The organism is Xanthomonas sp. NCPPB 1067 (genome assembly GCF_020783795.1).
GTDB lineage: Bacteria > Pseudomonadota > Gammaproteobacteria > Xanthomonadales > Xanthomonadaceae > Xanthomonas > Xanthomonas melonis.
On the sequence record NZ_JAJGQG010000002.1, the window covers coordinates 183,308 to 207,530 of the forward strand.

The following is a 24,223-nucleotide window of genomic DNA, read 5'->3' on the forward strand; positions in this document are numbered from 1 at the left end:
GGCAGCTCACAATCCAGCCGTGCTCCGATCGCCACGGAACTGCTTGCGCACCCAGTTGTCGATCATGGCCTTCTCGAACCGCAACGGGTCGCTGTCGGTCAGGCGCGGCCCGTTCATCAGGAAGGCCGGATCCACCAGCTGACGCTCGCCCTGATCGATCACCCGGCCATCGGCGCCGGTCAGGGTGTAGCTGAAGCTCAGGCGCGGCGGGTAGATGTCCTTGACCACGCGCACATCCTGCATGCGCGGCCCATGCCAGGGCTCGTACTGCCCGGCACGCCGGATGTCGGTGATGGTCACGCTCAGGTGCTGGTCCTGCGGCAGCTGGCGGGCAGCACTCTGCCGGAAATGCGTCGCCAGCTGGCTCACCCAATCGCCACGCTGCGCTTCCCAGCGGTTGCCGCTGAAGCGCACTTCGGAAAACTGGGCGGGATCGGACCAGCGCACGTCCACCCGGCCGTCGCTGCTCAGCGCGCGCGGCGCCTGCGGGTTGGTGACCGTGCGTATGCGCGCCTGCGCCCCGGTCGCCGCGAGCAGGCCGGCCAGCAGCAGGGCGGCACCGGAAACATGGGAACGTTTCATGAAAGCCTCCAGACCGAAGGTACGTCGCGTACCGGGCGTATCGATAGTGTGGGGATGCCTTGGGCCGCTCGCAACGCATGTGGCGGCTGAGGGCGATACGGCATTGCCTGGCGGTTAATCCCCGGCGGTTGCGCCCGTGACGGCAGGTTCACCGCGCCTGCGCCCGCGCTTCACGGCGCGGCCGGGAAGATCGCCGCCATGGATACCCACTCTTACCGCACAAAGTCCGTGTCTTCGACGCCAGCGCACATGCCGGCGGATGTGCGCCTGCAATTCATCGATTGGGCCAAGCAGCACGGGCACAACCCCGTCACCGGCGCGGCGGCCTTCGTGGCGCTGCAGAGCGAGGTGGATCTGGATCTGGCGACGCGGCCCCTGCAGCTGGCGCCCGGTGCGGATCCACGCGATGCGTTGCGCGATCACCTGGCCGCGCTGGCACGTCAGGTCGATGTGGCGGTGCAGTTCCCGCCGGTCTATGCCTACACCTCCGCGACGGGCGTGGAGTACCGCTACTCGCTGATGCTGGTCATTGCCGAGGACTGCGTGGAATGGACCGGGCGGGTATGGCAGGACCTGGATTACCAGGGGATGCTCACCGGGCGCGGTCAGGGCCCGCGCGCCAATTACACCCAGCTGGCGCGGATGGCGATGGAAAACGAGCTTGATCAGGAGCGCCCTCACTATGTCCAGGCATGAGTTCGAGCTGGATCTGCCGCTGGACGCGCAGGTCTCCACGCCCGAGGACGGGTTCGGCCAACGCTGTCGCAGCGAGTGCGCCGAGCTGGGGCTGAGCCGGGTGCGACTGCTGCTCTTGGATGCCGACTACGCGCGTTCCACGGCCTGGCGTGAGGAGGCGCAGCGCTGGATGGACGAACAACTGCGCCGCGAGGGCGAATGGGTGTTTCGTGGGGTGGTGGGCGCGATCGTGCTGTTGGCTGGCTGTATCGCCTTGGCCGCTGCGACCTTGTGGTGAGCGTCGTCAGGCCGCCCGGGCTGCGGCCGCTACCGGCAACGCGTGACCGCGATCGTCGGTGCGTGCACCCGCTGACGACATCGGGCATGGTTTCATCTGTTCGTCATCCGCTCCGGCAGCATCCGTGGTCTCCGATCTGAGTACTTCCAGTCCCCACCCCGATCTGGCGGCGGCCCTGCCGTCCGGCATCGCCGAGCCGTTCCTCGATCCGGGGATGTATCACGAGATCTTCCACAACATCGATGCCGGCTTCTGCGTCATCGATCTGGTCTTCGAGGGCGAACAGGCCGTCGATTACCTGATTCGTACCACCAATGGCGCGTTCGAGCGCTATACCGGCCTGTCGAACGCGATCGATGTGTCCATCCGCGACATGCTTCCCGATCACGAGCAGGAATGGTTCGATCGTTACGGCCATGTCGCCCGGACCGGCAATCGCATCCACTTCGAAATGCAGGCCAAGGCGCTGCGCCGCTGGTATTCGGTGGATGCATTCCGGGTGGGCCAGCCAGAGCAGGCGCGGGTGGCGGTGTTGTTCATGGACATCACTGAACGCAAGCGCGTCGAACGCGAACTGGCCGAAAGCGAGGCGCGCTTCAGTGCGTTGGCCGACGGCCTGCCGATGCCGGTGTGGGTGCTGGATGCGCAAGGCGTGGTGCGCTTCGTCAACAGCGCCTACGGCGAATTCTTCGGCCTGGATATCTCCAGCGGCACGGTCTCGGCCTGGAGCGACCTGCTGCATCCGGAGGACCTGCCGACCTTCCAGTTCGAACTGTCGGCCGCGCTGGAGGCGCAGCGCGGCCTGCGCGCGCTGGTACGCGCGCGCCGTTATGACGGCCAATGGCGCTGGATCGAGATGACCGCCACGCCACGCTACTCGGCCGACGGGCGCTTCATCGGCCTGGCCGGCAGCAGCCCGGACGTGACCGAACAACGCGAGATCGAGCTGGCCCGCGAGCAGTTGCTGGAATCCGAACGCAGCGCACGCAACGAAGCCGAGAGCATGGCGCGGCTGAAGGACGAGTTCCTGGCGACCCTGTCGCACGAGCTGCGCACGCCGTTGACCACCATCCTGGGCTGGAGCGAGTTGCTGTTGCAGCGGGTCGAGGAAGGGCATCCCACTTACAAGGGACTATCGGTGATCGCCAGCAGCGCGCGCGCACAGAAGCGGCTGATCTCGGACATGCTCGATCTCAGCAGCATGCTGCTGGGCAAGGTGCAGCTGGAGGTCGAATCGCTGGATCTGGCCGAGCAGGTGCGCGAAGCCCTGAATACGCAGGAGCTGGCCGCCGAGGGCAAGGACCAGGTGCTGCAACTGCATGCGCCATCCACGCCATGTCTGGTGCTGGGCGACGCCACGCGGCTGCAGCAGGTGCTGTGGAACCTGCTCTCCAACGCGATCAAGTTCACCCCCGCGCATGGCCGGATCGATGTCACCATCGAACGCGACGATGGCCATCTGCTGGTGGCGGTGCGCGATTCCGGCGACGGCATTGCGGCCGAATTCCTGCCGCACCTGTTCGGCCGCTTCCGTCAGGCCGACGGCACGACCACGCGCCAGCACGGGGGCCTGGGCCTGGGCCTGGCGATCGTGCAGCAACTGGTGGAGATGCATGGCGGCCAGGTCGGCGCCAGCAGCGGCGGCCGCGGCAAGGGCGCCACCTTCACCGTGCGCCTGCCCGAGTACCTGCCCGACCAGGCCAGGCGCCCGCGGCGCGAGTTGCGTCGGCGCCTGATGTCCGAACAGATCGTCGAAGCACGCGCCCTCAACGGCCTGCGCCTGCTGGCGGTGGAGGACCAGCCGGACATGCTCGACTACCTGCGCCGTCTGCTCGAAGAGCAGGGTGCCGAGGTGGTCACTGCCGGCAGCGCGACCGATGCACTGGCGCTGATCGATCACCGTGGCCATGCGCGCTTCGACGTGATGCTCACCGATATCGGCATGCCCGGCATGGATGGTTACGGGCTGATTCGCACCGTGCGCGACAACCTGGGACTGGATGCGCGCGCGCTGCCGGCGGTGGCAGTGACCGCACTGGCCCGCGACGACGACCGTCAGCGCGCTCTGGACTCGGGGTTCCAGGAACACCTGGCCAAGCCGTACAGCGTGGCGCAGCTGGTGACCGCCGTGCGCGCCGCGCGCGAATTGCTGGAGTGATGCCGGCGCGGTGGCGCGTGGGGCAAGTGCGCCGCCGCAGATCCGGGTAGGCGCCTTTGCTGCGGTGTTCACGGCCGCTGGCCTAGCGTGAAGCGCCCGAGCAGTTGGAGAACGCATCATGTCCAAGTACGCCCCGCACGTGTATACCGAGCAGGTACAGATCGCCACGCTGGAAAACTGGGTCTGCCTGCTCGACGATCAGCAACGTGTACATGTCGAACTCGACGACGGGCAGAGTGTCAGCGGCACGGTCGCGGTGCGTCCGACGCTGCAGACCTATCGCGACGAGCGCGAAAACGAGGGCATCAACGGCGAGCTGCGACTGGATCAACTCGATGCCTCGCAGGAGCCGCACTGGATCTGGCTGGATCGGATCGTGGCGGTGCGTCCCTTTCTGCAAGGAAGCGATACGCAGGGGTGAGCGAGAGATCCATTGACGATGCGTTTACTTCTCATCGTCGGGTTGTCGGCATGATGTCTCGCTGCCGCAACTGTTCAGGATCCGCTGCAATGACTGCTTCCCTGTCTTCGTTCGCCCGCTGGCCGCTGTCGTTGATGGCGCTGGCCGTTCTCGCCGGCTGCGGCGATACCGCCACATTGGCCATCGAACAGGGGACCGGCCCCAATCCGCAGCTGCCCGAGCCGGTGAAGCGGCTGATTCCCACCGTCAAGATCGCGCCGGTCAAACGCTGGGCCGCCAACGCCAAACCAACCGCGGCCGACGATCTGCAGGTCAATGCCTTCGCGCGCGATCTCGACCACCCACGCTGGCTCTATGTGCTGCCCAACGGCGATGTGCTGGTGGCCGAAACCGCCGAGCCGCCCAAGCCCGACGATGCCGACAGCGGCGGTGGGCTGCGCAAGAAGGTGCAGGGCGCGGTGATGAAGAAGGCCGGCGCAGCGGTGCCCAGCGCCAATCGCATCACCTTGCTGCGCGACGCCGATGGCGACGGCGTGGCCGAGGTGCGCACCCAGTTCATCAGCGGCCTGTATTCGCCGTTCGGCATGGCGCTGGTGGGCGACCGCTTCTACGTGGCCAACGCCGATGCGCTGGTCAGCTTTCCATACACGCCTGGCGACACCCACATCACCGCCAAGCCGACCTTCGTGGCCAATCTTCCTGGCGGGCTGAACCATCACTGGACCAAGTCATTGCTGGCCAGCCCCGACGGCAGCAAGTTGTATGTCGGCGTGGGGTCCAACAGCAATGTGGCCGAACGCGGCATGGAGGCCGAGCTCAACCGCGCCGCCATCCTGGAGATCGACCCCACCACCGGCAGCAGCCGCGTCTTCGCCGGTGGCCTGCGCAACCCGGTCGGCACCGCCTGGGAGCCGGGTAGCAAGACCTTGTGGACGGTGGTCAACGAGCGCGACGAGATCGGCAGCGACCTGGTGCCGGACTACCTCACCTCGGTACGCGATGGCGGCTTCTACGGCTGGCCCTACAGCTACTACGGCCAGCACGTGGACGAGCGCGTGCAGCCGCAGAACGCCGCCCTGGTGGCCACGGCCATCAAGCCGGACTATGCGCTGGGCCCGCATACGGCATCGCTGGGCCTGGCTTTTGCCGCTGGCACGCTGCTGCCCGAGCGCTTCCGGCAAGGCGCCTTCGTCGGCCAGCATGGCTCCTGGAATCGCGATCCGCCCAGTGGCTACAAAGTGATTTTCGTGCCCTTCGTGGGCGGCAAGCCCAGCGGTACGCCGATCACCGTGCTGGACGGCTTCCTGGATGCCGAAGGCAATGCGCAGGGACGCCCGGTAGGCGTCGCACTCGACAATGCGGGTGCACTGTTGGTGGCCGACGACGTGGGCAACGTGATCTGGCGGGCGACCCCGAAGGCGCGTTGACGCAACCGCACCTCACGGGCGGGTGTCGCGTCTGGCCCGGACAACGACGAACTGGCGCGTGCGGGTCACCCCCCGTTGATGCCAGACTGGCCCGGTCAATGCCGGGCCAGGCCGGGGCTCAGCGTGGCGACTCCGGCGATGCACTGAAGCGCCGTGCATAACCACGTTCTTCGGTGATACGGGAGATGTCGTCGTCGGCCATTTCCGGCGCACCATACACGGCGTAGGCGAGACTGCCGTCCGCGCGCTCGCCGACCTGATGCAGACGGTAGCGCGGGCGGCCGGCACCGGTGTTCTCGGGGTAGTGCATCGGGGGAGGCGTGTCGTCCAGATCCATTTCGCTGTTGTCGACGACTCCACCTACGAACAATGCGCGCATCGCGTCTCTCCACTGTGAGCGTGCCTGCAGCGTAGGTGGGCAGATGTTGCCGGGGCATCAATAGTCCGTATACACATTGGAAGCCCGATCGGGCGGGCGTCGCAGGTCCCTTACAATGGCGGCCTGTTTCCGACCCGACGATCCGATGGCTGGCCCGCACGATGCTCCGCTTCAAGCCCTGTTCCTTCCGTTTGCCCAGGGCGTGCTGCCGTGGCCACCGGGGCCGGTGCTGTTCCTGCGCGCCCGTGACGGCGCCGTGCTGCGCGCGCAGGCCTCCGCCGGAACGTTGATCTGCGAGCAGAGCTTCCGTCCCTTCGCACAGGCGCTGGAACACAGCGGCTGGCAGGTGCGCGAAGAGCGCCAGATCGAGGCCGACGGCACCCGCTATGCGTTGGTGCTGGTGTTGCCGCCGCGCCAGCGCGACGAAGCGCGTGCGCTGCTCGCGCGGGCCGTGGCGCTGGCCGCGCCCGGCGGGCGGGTGGTCGCCTGCCAGGCCAATAACGAGGGCGCGCGTTCCGGCGAGGCGGATCTGCACCAGCTCAGCGGCCTGGCCGGCAGCCTGACCAAGTACCACTGCCGCACTTACTGGACCGCGCCGCTGCCGGCGGCCACCGATACCGCGCTGCAGGCACGCTGGGCAGCGCTGGATGCGCCGCGCAGGATCGTCGATGGGCGCTTCCTCAGCCGTCCGGGCGTGTTCGCCTGGGACCGCATCGATCCGGCATCGGCACTGCTGGTCGAGCATCTGCCTGCCACCCTGGCCGGACATGGCGCCGATCTCGGCGCGGGCTTCGGCTACCTGTCGGCCGAAGTGCTGGCGCGTTGCCCCAGGGTCACTGCGCTGGATCTGTACGAGGCCGAGGCGCGCGCGCTGGATCTGGCGCGGCGCAACCTGCAGGACATCCCGCATCCGGCCCGATTGCAGTACCACTGGCACGACGTCACCGCCGGGCTGGCGGGCCAGTACGACTTCATCCTCAGCAACCCGCCGTTCCACACGCCGTCGCGTGCCGACCGCCCGGATATCGGCCAGCGCTTCATTGCGGTGGCCGCGCAGGCACTGCGCCCGGGCGGGCAACTCTTGCTGGTGGCCAACCGGCATCTGCCCTACGAACAGATCCTCAACGACAGCTTCGGAGAGGTGCGCGTGGCGGCCGAGCGCGACGGGTTCAAGCTGATCGCCGCCACCCGCGGACGTGGAGCGCGCGCATGAAGCTGGTCAAGCACATCGCCAATCTGGGCTATGGCAGCCGCAAACAGGTGACCCAGCTGTTTCGCCAGGGCGCCATCACCGACGCGCAGGGCGAGGTGCTTTACGCCGACGATCAGGTCGAACACGAGGCGATCCGCATCGATGGCGAACCGCTCGATCCGCCGCCTGGCTTCAGCCTGTTGCTGCACAAGCCCGGCGGCTACACCTGTTCGACCAAGGACACCGGCCGGCTGATCTACGAGCTGCTGCCGCCACGCTTCCGCCTGCGCGCGCCGGTGCTGGCGCCGGTCGGCCGGCTGGACCGCGACACCAGCGGCATGCTGCTGATGACCGACGACGGCGCGCTGCTGCACCGGATCATTTCGCCCAGATCGGCGCTGGACAAGGTCTACGAGGTCACCCTGGCCGAGGACCTGCGCGGCGACGAAGCCACGCTGTTTGCCAGCGGCACGCTGCTGCTGGACGGCGAGACCAAGCCGTTGCTGCCTGCCGAAATGGAGGTGCTTGGCCCACGCCAGGCGCGGCTGACCCTGCACGAAGGCCGCTATCACCAGGTGCGCCGCATGTTCGCTGCCGCCGGCAATCACGTGGTGGCGCTGCATCGCAGCCGTATCGGCGGGTTGTCGCTGGATGCATTGCCGTCCGGACAATGGCGCGCGCTGGCAGCCGCCGATCTGGACCTGTTGTTCGGCGGCGGGGGCGCCGCATGAGCGCCGACCTCGCGCTGCCGTTCCGTCCGCAGGCGGTGATCTTCGACATGGATGGCCTGATGCTCGACAGCGAACGCGCCATCACCGGCTGTCTGGCGCAGGCGGCGAGCGAGCAGGGCCTGCAGGTCGAGCCGGCATTCTGGCTGCGCATGGTAGGCACCGGCGATGTGGCCTGCCGCCTGCTGCTGGGCGAACGGATCGGCGATGCGGCTGCCGGGACCATGCTGGCGCACGCGCAACGGCTCTACGCTGCCGCAGTCGAACGTGGTATCCCGCATCGGCCGGGCATCATCGCGCTGCTGGAGTATCTGGCCGCCCAGCGCATGCCGCGTGCGGTGGCCACCTCCACCCAGCGCCCGTTGGCGCTGCGCAAGCTGCAGGCGGCCGATCTGCTGTGGCGCTTCGATGCCGTGTGCACGGCCAGCGATGTGGCCCACCCCAAGCCCGCACCGGACATCTATCTGCTGGCCGCGCGCACGCTGGCGGTGGACCCTGCGCGTTGCCTGGTGCTGGAAGACTCGCCCACCGGCGTGCGCGCCGCATTGGCGGCCGGCATGACGCCGATCCAGATTCCGGACCTGCTCGAACCCGATGCCGAGGTGCGCGCGCTCGGCCATCGCATCCTGCCCTCGCTGGGCGATGCGCAGTGCCTGCTGGAAGCCTGCCTGTCGCCCTGAAGCGTTCGGCTGGGTGCGTACTGGCGTGTCGACCCGTCGCGTTCACCGCTCCATCGCCCGCCCGCGTCGTGCACTCACACGTACTGCATCTTGCGCGACATGCCGCCATCGACGATGAAGTCCTGCCCGGTGACGAAACCGGACAGCTGTGGCGCAAGCAGATACACCGCCAGCTGCGCGATGTCTTCGGGCGTGCCCACCCGTCCGGCCGGATGTTGCGCATGGTCGCGCCGCGACAGCCTGGGCGCGCGGCGGCGCTGCGGCGCGCGCCAGGCGTCGGTGCTGATCCAGCCAGGACTGATGCTGTTGACGCGCACCTGCGGGCCTTCGCTCAATGCCAGTGCGTGCGTGAACGCCACCAATCCGCCTTTGGCGGCCGCGTAGGCTTCGCTATGCGGCTCCGATTGCCCGGCACGGGTGGAGGCGATGTTGACGATGGCGCCACCTCCCGGCGCCTGCGTCAGCGCAGGCAAGGCGTGCTTGCTGCACAGGAAGGCGCCGTGCAGGCTGGACAGGCGGCGATTCCACTGCTCCCAATCCAGTTGCGGCAGCGCGGCGATGTGCGGATCGGGCACGCCGGCATTGTTGACCAGGCCGTCGATCCGGCCGAAACGTTTGAGCGCCGTGGCGACCAGGCGTGTGGCCTGTGCCTCGCGCGCGGCATCGCAGCGCACGAAGGCGCTGCGCCGCGGCAGCGCCCATTCCTGCAGACAGGCCTTGCCGGCGTCTGTATCCAGATCGCCGATCACCACGCTGCCGCCGGCACCCAGCACCGCCTGCGCGATACCACGGCCTATCCCTTGCGCGCCGCCGGTGATGACCACCACGCGATCCTGTAGCGGGGACGGGTTCCAGGCGGACACGGCGGGAATCAATGGCATCTGGGCATGACCGGCAATGACGTCCGGGCCACTGTAACGCGCCGCCTGTCGTTGATGCGGCATGCTCGGCGCGTATGCGGCCGCAACCGGCAGGTCTGGAAAGCGTTGGCGTTGGAGTCGGCGCATGCTTTCGCCATTCGGCCTGGCGCAGCCGTGCGGGTCAGCTGCTTGACTGTTCGGAGCCGCTCAACACGCGCTCCCAGCCGGCATGACCCAGCCGTTCCAGCGTGGCGATGTTGCGTTCGACGATCACGTCCGGATCCGGGAAGGCTGCCACTGCGCGCTCCACGCTGTCTTCGCGCAGCAGGTGCAGGGTAGGGAAGGGCGAGCGGTTGGTGAAGTTGGCCACATCGTCCGGCGCGGCACCGGCGAACTGGTAATCGGGATGGAAGCTGGCCACCTGCAGCACGCCCTGCAGGTCCAGCGCTTCCACCGCCGCATCGGCGTTGTCGAGAAAGTCGTTGTAATCCAGGAAGTCGGTCAGCACGTCCGGGTGCACGATCAGCGTGGTGTCGATCCGCTCGGCCGGCGTATCGCGCAGCAGGACGAGTTCTTCGGCCAGTTGCTCCAGCAGCGCCTCCGGCGTGCTGGCATCGCTGAGCACCAGCCGGACCTGCTGCTTGACGTACACCGCCTTGGCGAACGGGCACAGGTTCAGGCCGATCACCGCGCGCTCGATCCAGCTGCGGGTGGCGGCCAACGGGTCGGGCGGGTCGGGCAAGGCGGTCATCGTGGCGGCGGCGTGATGGCGCGCCAGTGTATGCGATCGCTGCCGGCCCGGCGGCGCATGCTGCGTTTGCGCTGCTGCGCCGGCAGACTCGGTCATGCAGCAGGCGTGCTAGCGCGGCCTGTCGTCGGCAGCGGTATTGCTCCGCCGCGCGCCGCCGACCTGCATGCGCAGGAAATCCACCGTCGCCTGCGCCACCGCTTCAGCCATCGGGGTCTTGTGCGGCGAACCGATGGCATGCGCGCCGCTGGCGAAGGCCACCGCCTGCTTCTGCGAGGGCGCGGTGCCCAGCGCCTCGAACATGGCCAACATCGCCGGCACCGAGGAGATCTGATCCTCCTCGCCATCGGCGCCGCGGTAATAGCCCAGCATCACCGGGCAATGCACCTGCGGCCACGGCGGGTCGGCCGCGAACAGTGCGAACAGATCGCGCAAGGCGCGAAAGCCATCCGGGTGCACGGTCTGCGACCAGTACGCCAGGGCGGCCTCGGTACGCGGATAGGGATCGGTCACCGGCGCTTGCGCCTGGCAGAGCCGATCGAGCAGGCCCGGATGAGCAGGCCGGATGCCGGGCGACCAGGCCACCACCGCAGCGATCCGTTCGGGGCGGTGCGCCGCAAGCCATAAGCCCAGCGTTGCGCCCATCGACGAGCCAACGATCGCCACGCGCTCGCCCATGCGTTGCGCCTGGGCCAGTGCCTCCAGCGCCGAGTCCTGCAGTGCCGTCGGGGTCAGCCCCTGCATCGCATCGGCTGCGCTGCACCCATGCCCGGGCCAGCGGTGCACGTAGCAGTTGGCCTCCAGCGCATCGGCGATCCGTTCGGGCAGCGCACCGGCCTCGCCCGGGCTTGCGGAAAACCCGTGCAGATAGAGCAATGCCATGGCACTGCGTGCCGGCGCTGCGGTGTGCCAGTGCTGGCGCGCCGCATTGCCGGGTTTCAGGTCAATGCGCTCGTTGCTGGGCATGCCGGGCGAGCAGCGCGAGCAGTTCATGCGCATTGATCGGCTTGGACAGGTAACCGGCCACGCCGGCAGCGGCGGCTTCGCGCATCGAATCGGTGCGCGTATCGGCGGTCAGCACGATGATCGGCGGCAGCGTGGCCATCGCATCGCGCGCCTGTACCAGCGCATCCCAGCCGGAGGTGCCGGGCATGTGCAGATCCAGGAAGACGATGTCCGGCGCGGCCTCGAAGATACGCTGCACGGCATCGTTGCCATCGGCATGGAAACTCACCCGATGCCCGGCGCGGTTGAGCAGGTTGCCGATCACCAGGCGGTTGGTGTCCATGTCTTCGAACACCAGGCAATGCAATGACGTTACCGTCCGTGCGTGCTCGGCCAGTGCATCGCGCAGGTCGCCGGCGCGGCTGCTGTCGGCCGCGGCGGCCGGCAGTTCGAAGATCCAGCGGAAGATGCTGCCGCCTGCAGGGTTGTCGCTCACCGTCAGGCTGCCGCCCATCGCCTCGGAGACCGACAGGGCGATGTATAGACCCAGGCCGACGCCGCCTTCGGTGCGGCCGAAGCCGGTGCTGAGCTGGGTGAACGGCGTGAAGATGTAGGCCTTGCTGTCATCGGGTACGCCGATGCCGGTGTCGGTGACGATGACTTCGATCGTCCAGCGCTGCTGCGTCAGGCTTGCCTCGATCAGCAGATCGACCGCACCGCCGGCCGGTGTGAATTTGATCGCATTGACCACCAGGTTGGTGATCACCTGTTCGATGCGGCCTTCGTCGCCCAGCAGGTATGGCGTCTGCGCCGCTTCCAGGCGCACGCTCAGCGTCACGCCCTTGGTGGAGGCGGCGGTTGCGCAGACCGCTCTGACGGTGGTCAACACGTCCAGCATGTTCAACGGCTTGCTGTGCAATTGCAGGCGCCCGCCATCGATGCTGGCCACGTCCAGCACTTCGTTGACGCGATGGCGCAGGGCGGTCGCGTTGACGGTCACCGCCTGCATCAGGTCGCGTTGTTCGGCCGGCATTGCCGTGGTGTCGATCAGTTGCGCGCAGTTGATCACCGCGTTCAACGGCGTGCGCAGTTCGTGATTCATCGTGCTGATGAAGCGGCTCTGCGCATCGCGCGAGGCCAGCGCCTGCAGCGCCACTTCCTGCATGGCGATCACGATGCGCGACACCAGCAAGGGCAGCACCATGCTCAGCGCCACCGCGTAGACGAAGTACGCAGGCCGCGACAGCCAGTAGCCGTCCGGTGCGGTCACCAGCATCAGCACGAAGGTACTGAGCAGCACAGGGAAGGTGGCGCGCTGCCCGTAGCGCGCTACCGCGGCAATGGTGATGAACGGCAGGAACGCATTCAAGGACATCAGCAGGATGAAGGCCAGCGAGGTCTGGATGCCGATGAACAGCAGGCTCATCGCAAAGCCTGCCGCGTCCAGCCATTCCCATTGCGGGATGCGCTTGCGCCGTACCAGCACCATCCATGTGACCGAAATGATCCACAAGGCCACCGCGGTCGGAAACACCGCATGCGCATCCTTGACCAGTACCGGCTGCGGGCCGTACAGCCAGCCAAGGCACCACAGCATCACGATGGTCTGCACGATCGCGCGGCCGACGCAGGCGCGGTACTCCAGGAACGACTCGAGCAGCCGTACCAGTCTGTCGTTACGCAACTGCCTGGCCGCCGGGATCAGGCCGGGCGCGGCGCGGTGGGAGGTGCTAGGCATCGAGGTCCGTGTCGTCGGAAGGGAGGGTGCGCCGGTACTGTTCGACCAGCAGCGCCGCGGCGGTCGCCACCGCGGTGAAACGGTGCGCGAGCGTGTCATCGCAGGCGCCGCGCTCCACATCGTCGCGCAGCTGGTCGCAGGCCCTCAGCAGGGGCTGCGAGCCGGTCAGCGAAAGGGTGTTCTTCAACGCATGGATCTGTTGCAGCGCCTGCTCCTGGCGGGTGCTGGCCGCACCCAGCGTGCACTGCGCGATGGCGCGGTCGATCTCCGCCGCAAAGGCATCGGCAAAGGCGGCCGCCTGGACCGGGTCCAGCTCGGCCATGGTATGCAGCGTCGATCCGGCTTCGATCCGTGGTTGCGCATGCAAGGCCTCTGTGGCGCCTGTGGCACACGCACCGGCGCGGCGGCTGGCGCGCAGGCGATGCAGCAGGCTGGCAAGCAGGGCATGCATCGCGGGTCGCTACACCTGCGGCCGCTCGCGCAGATTCGGCACGATGGCGACGCACCGTCCGCAATATCCGCGCCAGGGCGCATCGCCCCTGCGTGTGGTTGGCCGTGGTACCGCCCGGTCGATCGCCGCCAACACCGTCACCGTTCGAGTGTGCTCAATCGCGGAAGTTGTCGAACTGCAGCGGCAACTCGATGTCGGCCTTCTTCAGCAGCGCGATCGCATCCTGCAGGTCGTCGCGCTTCTTGCCGGTCACGCGCAGCTTGTCGCCGTTGATCTGCGCTTCGACCTTGAGCTTGGCCTCCTTGAGTTTGGCGACCAATTGCTTGGCCTGCTTCTGTTCGATGCCCTGCTTGACGGTGACCTTCTGCCGCGCCCCGGCCAGGTTGGTTTCCACGTCGCCGAACTCCAGGCAGCGCACGTCGATGCCGCGCGCCAGCAGCCGCGCGCGCAGGATATCGGTCATCTGCTTGAGCTGGAAGTCGCTGGGTGCGGACTGGTTGATCGCCTTGCCGTCTTCCAGTTCGAACCTGGCCTGGACCCCCTTGAAGTCGAAACGCGTGTCCAGTTCACGGTTGGCCTGGTCCACCGCATTGGTCAATTCGTGCTTGTCGACTTCGGACACCACGTCGAAGGAAGGCATGCAAGGCTCCTGCTGTGCTGAGTACAGCGGCCATTCTAGGCCATCGGACCGCGATGCCCGCGTCCATGCATTGGCGGCGCTCGCGTGGTGGCGGCGATAATGCGCCCATGCCCGACACCCGTTCTCCGCTTCCCGCCATCGCCTGGATGATGGCCGCCGTGGCCTGCTTCTCGCTGATGGATGCGGGAATGAAGTTGCTGTCGGCGCACTATCCACCGCTACAGGTGACCCTGCTGCGTGGCGCCGCCTCGTTGCCGTTCGTGCTGGTGTGGGTACTGGCCACCGCCGGGCCGCGTTCCATCGTGCCGGTGCGCTGGGGCTTGCACCTGCTGCGCGGGGCCTTGGGCATGGCGATGATCGGTTGCTTCGTCTACGGCCTGAAGCGGATGCCGCTATCGACCGCCTACACGCTGTACTTCGTGGCGCCGTTGCTGGTGGCGGCGCTGTCGGTGCCGCTGTTGGGCGAGCAGGTGGGGCCGCGGCGCTGGACGGCGATCGGTATCGGCCTGGTCGGGGTGATGGTGGTGTTGCGCCCCGGCGTGGACGGCCTGATCTCGTTGCCGGGGCTGATGGTGCTGCTGGCGGCCACGGCCTATGCGATCGCCGCGGTCACGGTGAGCCTGCTGACCCGCACCGATACGCCGCAGGCGATGGTGGTGTGGTTCCTGCTGTTGATGGCCATCGGCGCCGGGGTGCTGGCCATTCCCGGCTGGGTGCCGCTGCAGGGCGGGCACGCCTGGCTGATCGCCGGGATGGGCCTGGCCGGCGCGCTGGGCCAGATCGCGCTGACCCAGGCCTTCCTGCGCGGCGAGGCCTCGATGATCGCGCCGCTCGAATACACCGGGCTGGTCTGGGTGATCGGCTGGGACTGGCTGCTATGGCAGAGCCTGCCCGACCGCTGGACCTGGGCCGGCGCCGGCATCATCGTCGCCAGCGGTCTGTATTTGTTACGCCGGGAGCGCATACGCAAGGCCGACAGGCCGCTGCCGCTTGAACGGCCGTGAGGACGGGATTCGGGATTCGGGATTGGCACCAGCGGAGCCGCTGTGGCCCTTGCGGATCCCCAATCCCCAATTCCCAATCCCGGTGGTAGGCTTCACGACCCCCCAACCGGCTAAGCGCGGTGATCCAGTTTCAGCGCCTGCACAAGTCCTATTCCGTTGACGGTCGTCAGATCGTGGCGCTGCATCCGCTCGATCTGCGGATCGGTCCCGGCGAGGTGTTCGGCATCATCGGCCACTCCGGCGCCGGCAAATCCACGCTGATCCGGCTGATCAACCGGCTCGAAGAGCCCAGCGGCGGGCGCCTGCTGATCGGCGAGGAAGACGTCACTGCGCTGGACAGCCAGGGCCTGCGCGCCTTGCGCAGGCGGATCGGCATGATCTTCCAGCATTTCAACCTGCTGTCCTCGCGCACCGTGGCCGGCAACGTGGCCTTCCCGCTGGAACTGGCCGGTACGCCGCGTGCCGAGATCGATGCGCGGGTGGCCGAGCTGCTGGCCCGGGTCGGGCTGCAGGAACATGCCGGTAAGTATCCGGCGCAACTATCGGGCGGGCAGAAGCAGCGGGTGGGCATCGCGCGCGCGCTGGCCACCCGGCCGCAGATCCTGCTGTGCGACGAGGCCACCAGCGCGCTGGATCCGCAGACCACCGCCTCGGTGCTGCAGCTGCTGGCGCAGATCAACCGCGAGCTGGGCCTGACCATCGTGCTGATCACCCACGAAATGGATGTGATCCGCCGCGTCTGCGACCGCGTGGCGGTGCTGGACGCCGGCAAGCTGGTGGAAACCGGCCCGGTCACCGAGGTCTTCCTGCATCCCAAGCATGCCACCACCCGGCGCTTCGTCTCCGAAGCCGAACACGTGGACGAGGCCGAGCTGCACCGCGACTTCGCCGCCGTCGGCGGGCGCATCGTGCGGCTGACCTTCCTGGGCAACGGCACCTACGAGCCGGTGCTGGGCCGTATCGCCCGCGAAACCGGGGTGGACTACAACATCCTGTCCGGGCGCGTGGACCGCATCAAGGACACCCCGTATGGCCAGTTGATCGTCGCCCTGACCGGGGGCGATCAGAATGCCGCGCGCGCCGGCTTCGTCGCCGCCGGCGTGCAGGTGGAGGATCTGCGCGTATGACGTCCCTGACGATCGCCGCCGCGGGCGGCTTCTTCCGCAATCTCGATGCCGCCAAGTGGGGCGATATCGGCCAGGCCACCCTGGATACCCTGCTGATGCTGGCCGGCGCGCTGCCGCTGACGCTGCTGATCGGCCTGCCGCTGGGCGTTGCGCTGTTCCTGTGCGGCGCACCGCAGCTGCGTCGCCGCCCGCTGCTGTATGGCGCGCTGGCCCTGATCATCAACCTGCTGCGCTCGGTGCCCTTCATCATCCTGATGATCGCGATGATTCCGCTCACGCTGATGCTGATGGGCACCTCGCTCGGCGTGCGCGGCGCGATCCTGCCGCTGGTGGTGGGCGCGGCGCCGTTCTATGCGCGGCTGGTGGAAACCGCATTGCGCGAAGTCGATCGCGGCATCATCGAAGCCAGCCAGGCGATGGGCGCGACCACCCGGCAACTGGTGCTGCGGGTGCTGCTGCCCGAAGCACGCCCGGGCCTGATCGCCGGCGCGACGGTGACCACCATCGCGCTGATCGGCTTCACCGCCATGGGCGGGGCGATCGGTTCCGGCGGGCTGGGCGATGTGGCCTACCGCGAGGGTTACATGCGCTCGCACGCCGATGTCGCGCTGATCACCGTCATCGCCCTGCTGGTGCTGGTGCAGCTGCTGCAGATGGTGGGCGACAGGCTGGTCGCACACTACAGCCGGCGCTGAGCTGGCGCCGGTCGTATTCCTTCGCTGCTTGCCGCGGGGCGGCCTGCGCGCTGCCGCGTCGATGGAGATGGATACCGGCGGCGCGCGCCATGGCGTGCCGGAGTGCCGATCGCGGCCGCCGCTGCGGTCTGCTAGGTTTAACGTCTGAAGTTTTTCGCATTCCTTCTCCCACGGACCCCCTACATGAGCACTTTCGCGTTTCGTTCTCTTCTGGTTACAGCCACGCTGGCGCTGGCGTCCTGCGGCGGCAGTACTGGCGGCAGCGGCGGAGATACCCTGACCGTGGCCGCCACCGCGGTGCCGCACGCCGAGATCCTGGAAGTGGTCGAACCGCTGCTGGCCAAGCAGGGCCTGAAGCTGGACGTGCGGGTGTTCAACGACTATGTGCAGCCCAACGATCAGGTCGTGCAGAAGCAGATCGACGTGAATTATTTCCAGACCGAGCCCTACCTGGACGCGTACAACCGCGACCGCAAGAGCCAGCTGGTCACCGTGGTCGGCGTGCATATCGAGCCGTTCGGCGCGTACTCGCGCCGCTTCAAGGCGCTGGCCGATCTGCCCACGGGCGCCGACGTGGTGATCCCCAACGACCCGAGCAACAATAGCCGCGCGCTGATCCTGCTCGACAAGGCCGGTGTGATCAAACTCAAGGATCCGAGCAATGCGCTGTCGACCCAGCGCGACATCGTCGACAACCCCAAGCAGCTGAAATTCCGCGAACTCGATTCGGCCATGCTGCCGCGCGTGCTCGATCAGGTCGACCTGGCCCTGATCAACACCAACTACGCGCTCGATGCCGGGCTCAATCCCACCCGCGATGCGCTGGCGATCGAGAGCAAGGACTCGCCGTACGTGAACTTCCTGGTGGCACGCGCGGACAACAAGGACGATGCGCGCGTGCAGAAGCTGGCCAAGGCGCTGACCAGCCCGGAAGTGAAGGCCTTCATCGAGCAGAAGTACAAGGGCGCGGTGCTGCCGGCGTTCTGAGCGCTTGCGCACGTCATGCGCGCCGGCATTGCGGGCGCGCGTAGCGTGTTGTTGCTTCCGGCGAAGCAGGCGAGGCCTGCCGTGCAGGTGTTAGGCGTGGATGACCCTTGCCTGCGATCGCGATGCATGAGGCATCGATGGGGGGGCGCCAGGCGGCATGCCGCGTGCCCCGTGCTGACGATGCCCATGGCGACAGCACGCACATCTTCTTCGACGCAGGCGTAGTAGCGTGTGCGCCCGTCCCGACCCGTACGCCTTTCGATGCCGCTGCTGCTCGCCATTCCGCTGGCCGTGATCATTGCCCTGGCGGTGTTCGCGGTGCTATTCCCGCTGTCGTTGCTGCAGCGCTTTCGTGTGGGCACTGCGCGCCGGCAGGCGCGGGGCTGGTTGCTGCTGATCAACCTGGGATCGGCTGCATTGTCCAGCGGATTGTTTGTCGTCTTCACCCTGATCGCTGCCGCGTTCTGGCCGGGTGCGATTGGCCATGCCGCGTTCGGTTGGGCCTGCGGGCTGGTGTTGGGTGTTCTTGCCCTGCGCCTGACCCGTTTCGAGCGTACACCGCAAGGCCTGTTCTATCGCCCCAATCTGTGGCTGGCACTGGCGTTGGCGGCATTGGTGGTGGCGCGGGTGATTGCCGGCATGGTGCAGGGCTGGCGCAGCACCTGGCAGGGTGTGGCATGGCCCGTCGACGGTTGGCTGAGTCATGCCAGTCTGCTAGGCGCGGCCGGGCTGTTGCTCGGTTATGCGCTCGCCTACGCCACATTGCTGTGGTGGCGCTGGCGCAACGCGCAGCTGCGCGGCAGCGTCTACTGGCGGTGATCCTTAAATTGAAACCTTACCAACGCACAATCCCGAGATAATTGGCTTTTTCGCAAACCTTGAATCTCAAGAAGTGCTAAGACTGTGTCTTACTAGGGACCATTTAACCGGTCAGGATGAGTGGTATTAAGTTGTAACCCCTGTTGCTGCCAGCCCTCTCGGTGCTGGCAGCAACAATTTCAAATATGCTTAGTTAATTAAATGCTTCCGCAGCTTTGAGCATCTGCGCGTCTGCTGGTGCTATGCGAATGGTACTTAGGCAATCTGGAGAGGCTTCCGGGAACGAGAACTCCATCTTCTCCTGATTTTTAACAACGGCCAAAGTCAATGTTTCTGAACTACTCTGTCCTCTCGGAATATTTGAAATCAGATAATTCGGGTATCGGCTCTTGAAGTCCTGGCGAGAGATGCAGGAACCTTCCAGGCTCAGTAAGACTGATTCGATATTTTTTTTATCGGCTGATATTGATATGGAAGAGTTCTTGGCAGTCAGATGATCGCCTACTTTTAATCTTCCTCCGCTAACGTTATACGTTCCTTCGTTTTTCAGGTTTGGTGTCGAAATTCGGGGTCCAGGCCATGAATCAATAAGTTCAGAGGGTGATTTTTTGAGATTTCTCGAAATTTCTTCGGCTAGTTCAAACGTACGGGCAGCATCCGCTGCTGTCGCTGCTGAAATTTTGGTTGCATATACTGAAGGTGCAATCAGAGCGGCAAGCAGCGCTATTGCAAGGTGGGAATATGGTAATCTGTTAAGGAAGCCTGTCATACTGCTCTCCGTAATATACGTTATAGTTCTGTCCTGTGGTTGAGGTTACGTTATTCGCGCAGAAAGATTTTCCGACGTTTGAGGCAACATTGGGTCCTCCAGCATAGTAAATCCCGAAAAGTTGATCGGGATTTGATGCTGCAAGGTTAATGTCTATGCTATTTTGAGTGGAGCTCCATATTTCATTTCTTGCAACGATGTTATTTGTTGCGGCAAGTCCTTCCATCTTGCATGCTTCATCTATATATGCTTGTCGAGTCGTCTTGGCAAACGAATAGTTGAATTTCACATGGCCAAACTCATGGGCCAGTGCTGAGACTGTAAAATACATGCCCGGCATATCTTGACTCTCGCAGCTATAATTTCGGATATGCACAACTTTATTTGGTATGTCCGTATAGCTGGCCGAGCCGTAAGCGATCGTAAAATCAGGACTGCTGTTTATCTGTCCAGTAAGTGTCGTTGACTGGGAGGTTATGAAGTCAATGCAGGTTCCAAGTCCTGTGGTAGGGACAGTTGTCTGAGCCTGAGTTCCAAAGGAAACGAGCGAGAGAAGAGATATCGCGGCGGCTACATAGCATCTTATACTCATGGTATCTGCATATTTAATTGAAGATGTCGCGCTGATTTCTACGCGATCTATCCCCTCTGCAGCGAAATCCTAAACGTAAAATTCCCTTCAAGCTGAGGTTTTGATCAAAAAAACAGGCCCTTGCGGGCCTGTTTGGTGAGGTGCTTAGTCAATTGGTGTGCTTAGAAGCGCGCGCCGATGCCGAAGCCAACGGTCCACGGATCCAGTTCCAGCTCGCTGCCGGTGCCCTGGCCGCCCACGCGCAGTTCGGGGCGCGAACGCATGTAGCGAGCGTCGGCGCGTGCGAACCAGGTGGAGTTGATGTTCATGTCCACACCGACGGTGCCGATCACACCCTTGGCGGTATCGATGCCGACGTGCTGGCCGTTGGGCGATGCGGCGTCGATCTTCTCGTTGCTGAAGTTCGACTCGTAGTAGCCGACGCCCACGAACGGACGGAACACGTTGTCGGCCTGGCCGAAGTGGTACTGGCCGCTGATGGCGATCGGTTGCTGTTCGACGGTTCCGATCTTGCCGGCGCCATCGGCGTTGACGCGGTGATTGAACTTGTCGGCAGCGCCCCACAGCTCGACCGCCCAGTTATCGTTGATGAAGTAGCTGGCGCTCAGCGTGGGCGCCGGGCCGCCGTCTACGTCCAGGCCCGGAGCCGGATCGTTCTTCGGCTGGAGCAGGGCAACACCACCGACCACGGCCCAATGCTTGCCCGACGCGCTGTCGGCAGCGGTGGAAGTCGAGGAGGTGTCGCCGGAATAGGTGGTGTCCTGCGCGAACGCGGACGGTGCAATCGCAAGTGCGGATACAGCTGCCAGGCTCAGGATGGAAATGGAACGCATTGAGGGTCTCCTCGTCTTGTTGTTGGGCCCGTGGAGTGGGCCGCGCCAAAGCTATTCCTGAAAATCTGAATCCACCCCGACCTGGAACTCGCTAAAATTCCGTTTGTTCAGGAACTTTCCTGCGGAGGCCGTCGTTGCGACATGCAGGTTGAAAAAACATTCACGCAGATGCGATTGCCGTGATGAAAGACGACACCCGAAAAGGTCTACCAGCGCACGTTCGCCGCGATTGCCGCGTGCTGGTGCTCGGGTCGATGCCGGGCGTGGCCTCGCTGGATGCTGCGCGGTACTACGCGCATCCGCGGAACCGTTTCTGGCCGCTGATGCATGCGCTATTGGGCATCGATGCGGCTAGCGGCTATGCCTTGCGCGTAGAGGCACTGAACGCATCTGGCGTTGGTGTGTGGGACGTGATCGCTCAGTGCGAGCGACGCGGTAGCCTGGATGCGGCCATCGTGGGCGACAGCATCGTGATCAACCCGTTGCCCGCCCTGCTCGCCACGCTGCCGCAACTGCGTCTGGTCGCCTGCAACGGCGGCGCTGCGGCCCAGGCCTGGCGTCGGCATGTGCAGCCACTGCTTGCGGCCGATGCGCGCAGCATTGCGGTGGTCGCGCTACCGTCCACCAGTCCTGCCAACGCCGGCTGGTCGTTGCCGCGGTTATGCAGCGCATGGCAACCGCTGCGCGATGCGCTGCAGGCCTGATGGCGCCGCTCGCATCAGCGTTGCACCGCCGCCATCGCATCGCGTGGTCGGCGATGGCCGCCAGAGCTCGCCTGGAGTAGCGCATCGCGCGCACGATGCAGCCGCATGCGGACACATTGCGGCCGCCTGCGCAGCGACCGTGCATGCAGGTCGACACGCGCGACGCGCCGGACAATGCGCTGGCGTATCGTTTGCCGTCGAGCGCGCGATTGCAGCCGTTTCAGCGGCATCCACGCGCCTGGAAGCGATCGCGCCGGTGCGATCGCGGACACAGCATCCCGCCCGGCGCGCGATCTTTTCACCGGCAATGGTTGGCGCTGCGGCCCGTGGCCGGCCACAATAGGGGTTTCCCCATCTGTTGCCGGAGTTCCCCGTATGGCCGAAATCAAGGAAGCACTTGTCCCCGATATCGGTGACTACAGCGACGTCCCGGTAATCGAGGTGCTGGTGTCCGTCGGCGATACGGTCAGCAAGGACCAGAGCCTGGTCACGCTGGAATCGGACAAGGCCACCATGGAAGTGCCGTCGTCGGTGTCCGGCGTGGTCAAGGAGATCAAGGTCAAGGTCGGCGACGCGCTCTCGCAGGGCGCACTGGTGGCATTGATCGAAGTGGCCGATGCCGGCGCCGAGGCGTCCGCCAAGCCGGCTGCCGCCGCTGCGCCTGCCAAGGCCGCGCCCGCTGCCGCTCCGGCACCGGCTGCCAAGGCCGAACCGGCTGCTGCCAAGCCTGCTGAAGCGGAGGGTGGGCTGGTCGAGGCGCGTGTGCCGGATATCGGCGATTACACCGACATCCCGGTGATCGAGGTGCTGGTGGCCGTGGGCGATACCGTCGCCAAGGACCAGAGCCTGGTCACGCTGGAATCGGACAAGGCCACCATGGAAGTGCCGTCGTCGGCCGCCGGCGTGGTCAAGGAACTCAAGGTCAAGGTCGGCGACACGCTCTCGCAGGGCAATGTGGTGGCGATCATCGCTGCCAGCGATGCCGGCGCCGGTGCTGCGCAGTCCCCGGCCAAGCCCGCTACCGACACCGCCGAAACCGCCGGCAAGGTGGAGCCGGTCGCCGTGCCCGCCGAGCCGGACAAGCTGGCCCAGCGCGAAATCGCGCAGGTGCAGGGCGCTCGTTCCGGTGCAGGTGCACAGGCAGCGCAGAGTGGACAGCCCTCGGCCGGCAACCCGAGCAGCCCGCCGGTGACCTTCGATGCCGACAGCGTGCTGCCCTCTAAGGTGCCTTACGCCAGCCCGGTGGTGCGCGTGTTCGCACGCGAACTGGGCGTGGACCTGAACCAGCTCAAGGGCAGCGAAAAGGGCGGCCGCATCACCCGCGAGGACGTGCAGCGCTACGTCAAGGCGGCGCTCAGCGGCGGCGCGCCTGCCGGCGGTGGCAATGGCCTGAATCTGCTGGCCTGGCCGAAGGTGGACTTCAGCAAGTTCGGCGAGACCGAGACCCAGCCGCTGTCGCGCATCAAGAAGATCTCCGGCGCCAACCTGGCACGCAACTGGGCGATGATTCCGCACGTCACCCAGTTCGACCAGGCCGACATCACCGACCTGGAAGCGCTGCGTGTGGCGCTGAACAAGGAGAACGAGAAGGCCGGCATCAAGCTCACCATGCTCGCGTTCCTGATCAAGGCCAGTGCCGCGGCGCTGAAGAAATTCCCCGAGTTCAACGCCTCCCTGGATGCGGCTGGCGAGAACCTCACCCTGAAGAAATACGTTCATATCGGCTTTGCGGCCGATACGCCCAATGGCCTGGTCGTGCCGGTGATCCGCGACGTCGACAAGAAGGGCGTGATCCAGATCGCCCAGGAAAGCGGCGAACTGGCCAAGAAGGCCCGCGATGGCAAGCTGGGTCCGGCCGACATGAGCGGCGGCTGCTTCTCGATCAGTTCGCTGGGCGGCATCGGCGGCACTGCGTTCACCCCGATCGTCAACGCGCCGGAGGTGGCGATCCTGGGCGTGTCCAAGTCGGCGATCCAGCCGGTGTGGAACGGCAAGGAATTCGCTCCCAAGCTGCTGTTGCCGTTGTCGCTGAGCTATGACCATCGCGTGGTCGATGGCGCACTCGCCGCGCGCTTCACCACCTACCTGGGGCAGGTGCTGGCCGACATGCGACGCATCCTGCTGTGAAGCCTGCGCTGCTGACGATCGCCGTGCTCGGCGTGCTGCCGTGGACCGGTGTGGCCGCACGCGAGTGCGATAGCGCGCTCGGGCGTGGCTGGCCGCCGGCAGTGGGCAATTACGGCGCCGCCGTCACCACACTGCTCGACGGTGGCAGTAAACCGGCGCTGTCGCTGCTGACGCTGCCGGTGCGCGGCGTGGAAAGCGGCGTGTCGCTGGTGCCGGGCAAGGAGGGCGCCGACTGGACCCTGCGGCATAGCCGCGCCGACGAGCGCGTCTACAGCTGGGTCAGCCAGGCCGACCGTGGCAGCGTGCAGTTCCGCACCGAGCAGACGCCGGAAACGGTCGAGATCCCGATTCCGGCCGCTCTGGCCAAGCGCCTGGTCAGCAACTGGACCGACGCCCTGAGCCAACTGGCGCCGGCCGGGCGCACCGCGCCGGTGATCGAGGGCGAGGTGCTGTCGTTCCAGGTCGCAGGCGTGCGCTACAGCGGCGCGCGTCCGAGCTGCGGCGCGGGCGAACTGCTGCTGCAGCAGGCCGCGCTGCTGATCGAAGCCAGCGACGGCAAGGAAAAGAAGCGCGACAAGCGCTGGACCCAAATCGAATCGTCGCTGGATGAACTCCAGCAGACGCTTGCCGGCACGGCCGGTTGA

The 24,223-nt window shown here is 66.0% G+C and carries 27 protein-coding genes; 16 read left to right on the forward strand and 11 right to left on the reverse strand.

The window, feature by feature from the left end:
- Positions 1-6: 6 nt before the first annotated feature.
- On the reverse strand, positions 7-582 hold the full coding sequence (locus tag LL962_RS02580) for a DUF3016 domain-containing protein (protein ID WP_228315792.1): 576 nt from the start codon (positions 580-582) through the stop codon (positions 7-9).
- A 249-nt stretch (positions 583-831) separates the two neighbouring features.
- Here LL962_RS02580 and LL962_RS02585 point away from each other — a divergent pair, with 249 nt between their 5' ends.
- The 5 genes from LL962_RS02585 (at position 832) to LL962_RS02605 (ending at position 5,561) form a co-directional block, all read left to right on the forward strand.
- On the forward strand, positions 832-1,278 hold the full coding sequence (locus tag LL962_RS02585) for a hypothetical protein (protein ID WP_228315884.1): 447 nt from the start codon (positions 832-834) through the stop codon (positions 1,276-1,278).
- Positions 1,265-1,555 (forward strand): hypothetical protein, encoded by a 291-nt coding sequence (locus tag LL962_RS02590; RefSeq protein ID WP_104585210.1) that lies wholly within the window; start codon positions 1,265-1,267, stop codon positions 1,553-1,555. The genes LL962_RS02585 and LL962_RS02590 overlap by 14 nt, the downstream gene beginning before the upstream one ends.
- A 124-nt stretch (positions 1,556-1,679) precedes the next feature.
- Positions 1,680-3,713 (forward strand): hybrid sensor histidine kinase/response regulator, encoded by a 2,034-nt coding sequence (locus LL962_RS02595; protein WP_228315793.1) that lies wholly within the window; start codon positions 1,680-1,682, stop codon positions 3,711-3,713.
- A gap of 118 nt (positions 3,714-3,831) precedes the next feature.
- Complete coding sequence (locus tag LL962_RS02600; RefSeq protein ID WP_104585208.1) at positions 3,832-4,134, forward strand: DUF3247 family protein; 303 nt, start codon at positions 3,832-3,834, stop codon at positions 4,132-4,134.
- Between the two features lie 89 nt (positions 4,135-4,223).
- Entirely contained in the window at positions 4,224-5,561 is a 1,338-nt protein-coding gene (locus tag LL962_RS02605; protein ID WP_104585206.1) for a PQQ-dependent sugar dehydrogenase, read from the forward strand.
- A gap of 118 nt (positions 5,562-5,679) precedes the next feature.
- Here the strand turns inward: LL962_RS02605 and LL962_RS02610 are convergent, their stop codons facing one another.
- Entirely contained in the window at positions 5,680-5,940 is a 261-nt protein-coding gene (locus LL962_RS02610) for a hypothetical protein (protein ID WP_104585204.1), read from the reverse strand.
- Positions 5,941-6,085: 145 nt separating this feature from the next.
- On the opposite strand from LL962_RS02610, the gene LL962_RS02615 reads away from it, so the two are divergent.
- From LL962_RS02615 to LL962_RS02625, 3 genes are read left to right on the forward strand one after another with little or no spacing between them, the layout of a single operon-like run.
- Complete coding sequence (locus LL962_RS02615; RefSeq protein WP_228315794.1) at positions 6,086-7,153, forward strand: class I SAM-dependent methyltransferase; 1,068 nt, start codon at positions 6,086-6,088, stop codon at positions 7,151-7,153.
- A complete protein-coding gene (locus LL962_RS02620) occupies positions 7,150-7,863 on the forward strand; it encodes a pseudouridine synthase (protein WP_104585200.1) in 714 nt (237 codons plus the stop codon). The genes LL962_RS02615 and LL962_RS02620 overlap by 4 nt, the downstream gene beginning before the upstream one ends.
- Positions 7,860-8,540, forward strand: coding sequence for an HAD family hydrolase (locus LL962_RS02625; RefSeq protein ID WP_104585198.1), 681 nt, complete (start codon positions 7,860-7,862; stop codon positions 8,538-8,540). Before LL962_RS02620 ends, LL962_RS02625 begins: the two co-directional genes overlap by 4 nt.
- A gap of 74 nt (positions 8,541-8,614) precedes the next feature.
- On the opposite strand, the gene LL962_RS02630 is transcribed toward LL962_RS02625, so the two are convergent.
- The 6 genes from LL962_RS02630 to LL962_RS02655 all read right to left on the reverse strand — a co-directional run bounded on the left by LL962_RS02630 (position 8,615) and on the right by LL962_RS02655 (position 13,922).
- The gene (locus LL962_RS02630; RefSeq protein ID WP_228315887.1) at positions 8,615-9,421 is read right to left on the reverse strand and encodes an SDR family oxidoreductase; all 807 of its coding nucleotides are present in this window, start codon (positions 9,419-9,421) and stop codon (positions 8,615-8,617) included.
- A 160-nt stretch (positions 9,422-9,581) separates the two neighbouring features.
- Positions 9,582-10,151, reverse strand: coding sequence for a DUF1415 domain-containing protein (locus tag LL962_RS02635; RefSeq protein WP_104585609.1), 570 nt, complete (start codon positions 10,149-10,151; stop codon positions 9,582-9,584).
- 108 nt (positions 10,152-10,259) lie between these two features.
- Positions 10,260-11,114: an alpha/beta hydrolase gene (locus tag LL962_RS02640; RefSeq protein ID WP_228315889.1), complete on the reverse strand. Its 855-nt coding sequence runs from the start codon at positions 11,112-11,114 to the stop codon at positions 10,260-10,262.
- A complete protein-coding gene (locus tag LL962_RS02645) occupies positions 11,092-12,831 on the reverse strand; it encodes an ATP-binding response regulator (protein ID WP_104585196.1) in 1,740 nt (579 codons plus the stop codon). The genes LL962_RS02640 and LL962_RS02645 overlap by 23 nt, the downstream gene beginning before the upstream one ends.
- Positions 12,824-13,282 carry a hypothetical protein gene (locus LL962_RS02650; RefSeq protein WP_228315795.1) on the reverse strand — a complete coding sequence of 153 codons (459 nt, stop codon included), beginning with the start codon at positions 13,280-13,282 and terminating at the stop codon, positions 12,824-12,826. The genes LL962_RS02645 and LL962_RS02650 overlap by 8 nt, the downstream gene beginning before the upstream one ends.
- Before the next feature lie 154 nt (positions 13,283-13,436).
- The gene (locus tag LL962_RS02655) at positions 13,437-13,922 is read right to left on the reverse strand and encodes a YajQ family cyclic di-GMP-binding protein (RefSeq protein ID WP_104585192.1); all 486 of its coding nucleotides are present in this window, start codon (positions 13,920-13,922) and stop codon (positions 13,437-13,439) included.
- 107 nt (positions 13,923-14,029) lie between these two features.
- Here LL962_RS02655 and LL962_RS02660 point away from each other — a divergent pair, with 107 nt between their 5' ends.
- The 5 genes from LL962_RS02660 to LL962_RS02680 all read left to right on the forward strand — a co-directional run bounded on the left by LL962_RS02660 (position 14,030) and on the right by LL962_RS02680 (position 18,554).
- Complete coding sequence (locus LL962_RS02660; protein WP_228315796.1) at positions 14,030-14,926, forward strand: DMT family transporter; 897 nt, start codon at positions 14,030-14,032, stop codon at positions 14,924-14,926.
- A gap of 119 nt (positions 14,927-15,045) precedes the next feature.
- Positions 15,046-16,053, forward strand: a complete 1,008-nt coding sequence (locus tag LL962_RS02665; RefSeq protein WP_104585190.1) for a methionine ABC transporter ATP-binding protein — start codon at positions 15,046-15,048, stop codon at positions 16,051-16,053.
- Positions 16,050-16,748: a methionine ABC transporter permease gene (locus tag LL962_RS02670; protein WP_104585188.1), complete on the forward strand. Its 699-nt coding sequence runs from the start codon at positions 16,050-16,052 to the stop codon at positions 16,746-16,748. Before LL962_RS02665 ends, LL962_RS02670 begins: the two co-directional genes overlap by 4 nt.
- 183 nt (positions 16,749-16,931) lie before the next feature.
- Positions 16,932-17,735, forward strand: a complete 804-nt coding sequence (locus LL962_RS02675) for a MetQ/NlpA family ABC transporter substrate-binding protein (RefSeq protein ID WP_228315797.1) — start codon at positions 16,932-16,934, stop codon at positions 17,733-17,735.
- Between the two features lie 261 nt (positions 17,736-17,996).
- The gene (locus tag LL962_RS02680) at positions 17,997-18,554 is read left to right on the forward strand and encodes a DUF1453 domain-containing protein (RefSeq protein ID WP_228315798.1); all 558 of its coding nucleotides are present in this window, start codon (positions 17,997-17,999) and stop codon (positions 18,552-18,554) included.
- A gap of 193 nt (positions 18,555-18,747) precedes the next feature.
- Here the strand turns inward: LL962_RS02680 and LL962_RS02685 are convergent, their stop codons facing one another.
- The 3 genes from LL962_RS02685 to LL962_RS02695 all read right to left on the reverse strand — a co-directional run bounded on the left by LL962_RS02685 (position 18,748) and on the right by LL962_RS02695 (position 20,748).
- A complete protein-coding gene (locus LL962_RS02685; RefSeq protein ID WP_228315799.1) occupies positions 18,748-19,323 on the reverse strand; it encodes a hypothetical protein in 576 nt (191 codons plus the stop codon).
- On the reverse strand, positions 19,307-19,915 hold the full coding sequence (locus LL962_RS02690; RefSeq protein ID WP_228315800.1) for a hypothetical protein: 609 nt from the start codon (positions 19,913-19,915) through the stop codon (positions 19,307-19,309). Before LL962_RS02690 ends, LL962_RS02685 begins: the two co-directional genes overlap by 17 nt.
- Positions 19,916-20,076: 161 nt before the next feature.
- Positions 20,077-20,748 carry an OmpW/AlkL family protein gene (locus tag LL962_RS02695; RefSeq protein WP_104585183.1) on the reverse strand — a complete coding sequence of 224 codons (672 nt, stop codon included), beginning with the start codon at positions 20,746-20,748 and terminating at the stop codon, positions 20,077-20,079.
- Positions 20,749-20,930: 182 nt separating this feature from the next.
- Between LL962_RS02695 and LL962_RS02700 the strand changes: the two genes are divergently transcribed.
- From LL962_RS02700 to LL962_RS02710, 3 genes are all read left to right on the forward strand, one after another.
- A complete protein-coding gene (locus LL962_RS02700) occupies positions 20,931-21,452 on the forward strand; it encodes a DNA-deoxyinosine glycosylase (RefSeq protein WP_228315801.1) in 522 nt (173 codons plus the stop codon).
- A 375-nt stretch (positions 21,453-21,827) separates the two neighbouring features.
- Positions 21,828-23,579 carry a dihydrolipoyllysine-residue acetyltransferase gene (locus tag LL962_RS02705; RefSeq protein ID WP_228315802.1) on the forward strand — a complete coding sequence of 584 codons (1,752 nt, stop codon included), beginning with the start codon at positions 21,828-21,830 and terminating at the stop codon, positions 23,577-23,579.
- Positions 23,576-24,223 carry a hypothetical protein gene (locus LL962_RS02710; RefSeq protein WP_104585179.1) on the forward strand — a complete coding sequence of 216 codons (648 nt, stop codon included), beginning with the start codon at positions 23,576-23,578 and terminating at the stop codon, positions 24,221-24,223. Before LL962_RS02705 ends, LL962_RS02710 begins: the two co-directional genes overlap by 4 nt.

Excerpts from the sequence above, each read along its gene's own strand:
- LL962_RS02580 (WP_228315792.1), bottom strand. The coding sequence starts at position 582 with ATGAAACGTTCCCATGTTTCCGGTGCCGCCCTGCTGCTGGCCGGCCTG.
- LL962_RS02585 (WP_228315884.1), top strand. The coding sequence starts at position 832 with ATGCCGGCGGATGTGCGCCTGCAATTCATCGATTGGGCCAAGCAGCAC.
- LL962_RS02590 (WP_104585210.1), top strand. The coding sequence starts at position 1,265 with ATGTCCAGGCATGAGTTCGAGCTGGATCTGCCGCTGGACGCGCAGGTC.
- LL962_RS02600 (WP_104585208.1), top strand. The coding sequence starts at position 3,832 with ATGTCCAAGTACGCCCCGCACGTGTATACCGAGCAGGTACAGATCGCC.
- LL962_RS02605 (WP_104585206.1), top strand. The coding sequence starts at position 4,224 with ATGACTGCTTCCCTGTCTTCGTTCGCCCGCTGGCCGCTGTCGTTGATG.
- LL962_RS02610 (WP_104585204.1), bottom strand. The coding sequence starts at position 5,940 with ATGCGCGCATTGTTCGTAGGTGGAGTCGTCGACAACAGCGAAATGGAT.
- LL962_RS02615 (WP_228315794.1), top strand. The coding sequence starts at position 6,086 with ATGGCTGGCCCGCACGATGCTCCGCTTCAAGCCCTGTTCCTTCCGTTT.
- LL962_RS02620 (WP_104585200.1), top strand. The coding sequence starts at position 7,150 with ATGAAGCTGGTCAAGCACATCGCCAATCTGGGCTATGGCAGCCGCAAA.
- LL962_RS02625 (WP_104585198.1), top strand. The coding sequence starts at position 7,860 with ATGAGCGCCGACCTCGCGCTGCCGTTCCGTCCGCAGGCGGTGATCTTC.
- LL962_RS02630 (WP_228315887.1), bottom strand. The coding sequence starts at position 9,421 with ATGCCATTGATTCCCGCCGTGTCCGCCTGGAACCCGTCCCCGCTACAG.
- LL962_RS02635 (WP_104585609.1), bottom strand. The coding sequence starts at position 10,151 with ATGACCGCCTTGCCCGACCCGCCCGACCCGTTGGCCGCCACCCGCAGC.
- LL962_RS02640 (WP_228315889.1), bottom strand. The coding sequence starts at position 11,114 with ATGCCCAGCAACGAGCGCATTGACCTGAAACCCGGCAATGCGGCGCGC.
- LL962_RS02645 (WP_104585196.1), bottom strand. The coding sequence starts at position 12,831 with ATGCCTAGCACCTCCCACCGCGCCGCGCCCGGCCTGATCCCGGCGGCC.
- LL962_RS02650 (WP_228315795.1), bottom strand. The coding sequence starts at position 13,282 with ATGCATGCCCTGCTTGCCAGCCTGCTGCATCGCCTGCGCGCCAGCCGC.
- LL962_RS02655 (WP_104585192.1), bottom strand. The coding sequence starts at position 13,922 with ATGCCTTCCTTCGACGTGGTGTCCGAAGTCGACAAGCACGAATTGACC.
- LL962_RS02660 (WP_228315796.1), top strand. The coding sequence starts at position 14,030 with ATGCCCGACACCCGTTCTCCGCTTCCCGCCATCGCCTGGATGATGGCC.
- LL962_RS02670 (WP_104585188.1), top strand. The coding sequence starts at position 16,050 with ATGACGTCCCTGACGATCGCCGCCGCGGGCGGCTTCTTCCGCAATCTC.
- LL962_RS02675 (WP_228315797.1), top strand. The coding sequence starts at position 16,932 with ATGAGCACTTTCGCGTTTCGTTCTCTTCTGGTTACAGCCACGCTGGCG.
- LL962_RS02680 (WP_228315798.1), top strand. The coding sequence starts at position 17,997 with ATGCCGCTGCTGCTCGCCATTCCGCTGGCCGTGATCATTGCCCTGGCG.
- LL962_RS02685 (WP_228315799.1), bottom strand. The coding sequence starts at position 19,323 with ATGACAGGCTTCCTTAACAGATTACCATATTCCCACCTTGCAATAGCG.
- LL962_RS02690 (WP_228315800.1), bottom strand. The coding sequence starts at position 19,915 with ATGAGTATAAGATGCTATGTAGCCGCCGCGATATCTCTTCTCTCGCTC.
- LL962_RS02695 (WP_104585183.1), bottom strand. The coding sequence starts at position 20,748 with ATGCGTTCCATTTCCATCCTGAGCCTGGCAGCTGTATCCGCACTTGCG.
- LL962_RS02700 (WP_228315801.1), top strand. The coding sequence starts at position 20,931 with ATGAAAGACGACACCCGAAAAGGTCTACCAGCGCACGTTCGCCGCGAT.
- LL962_RS02705 (WP_228315802.1), top strand. The coding sequence starts at position 21,828 with ATGGCCGAAATCAAGGAAGCACTTGTCCCCGATATCGGTGACTACAGC.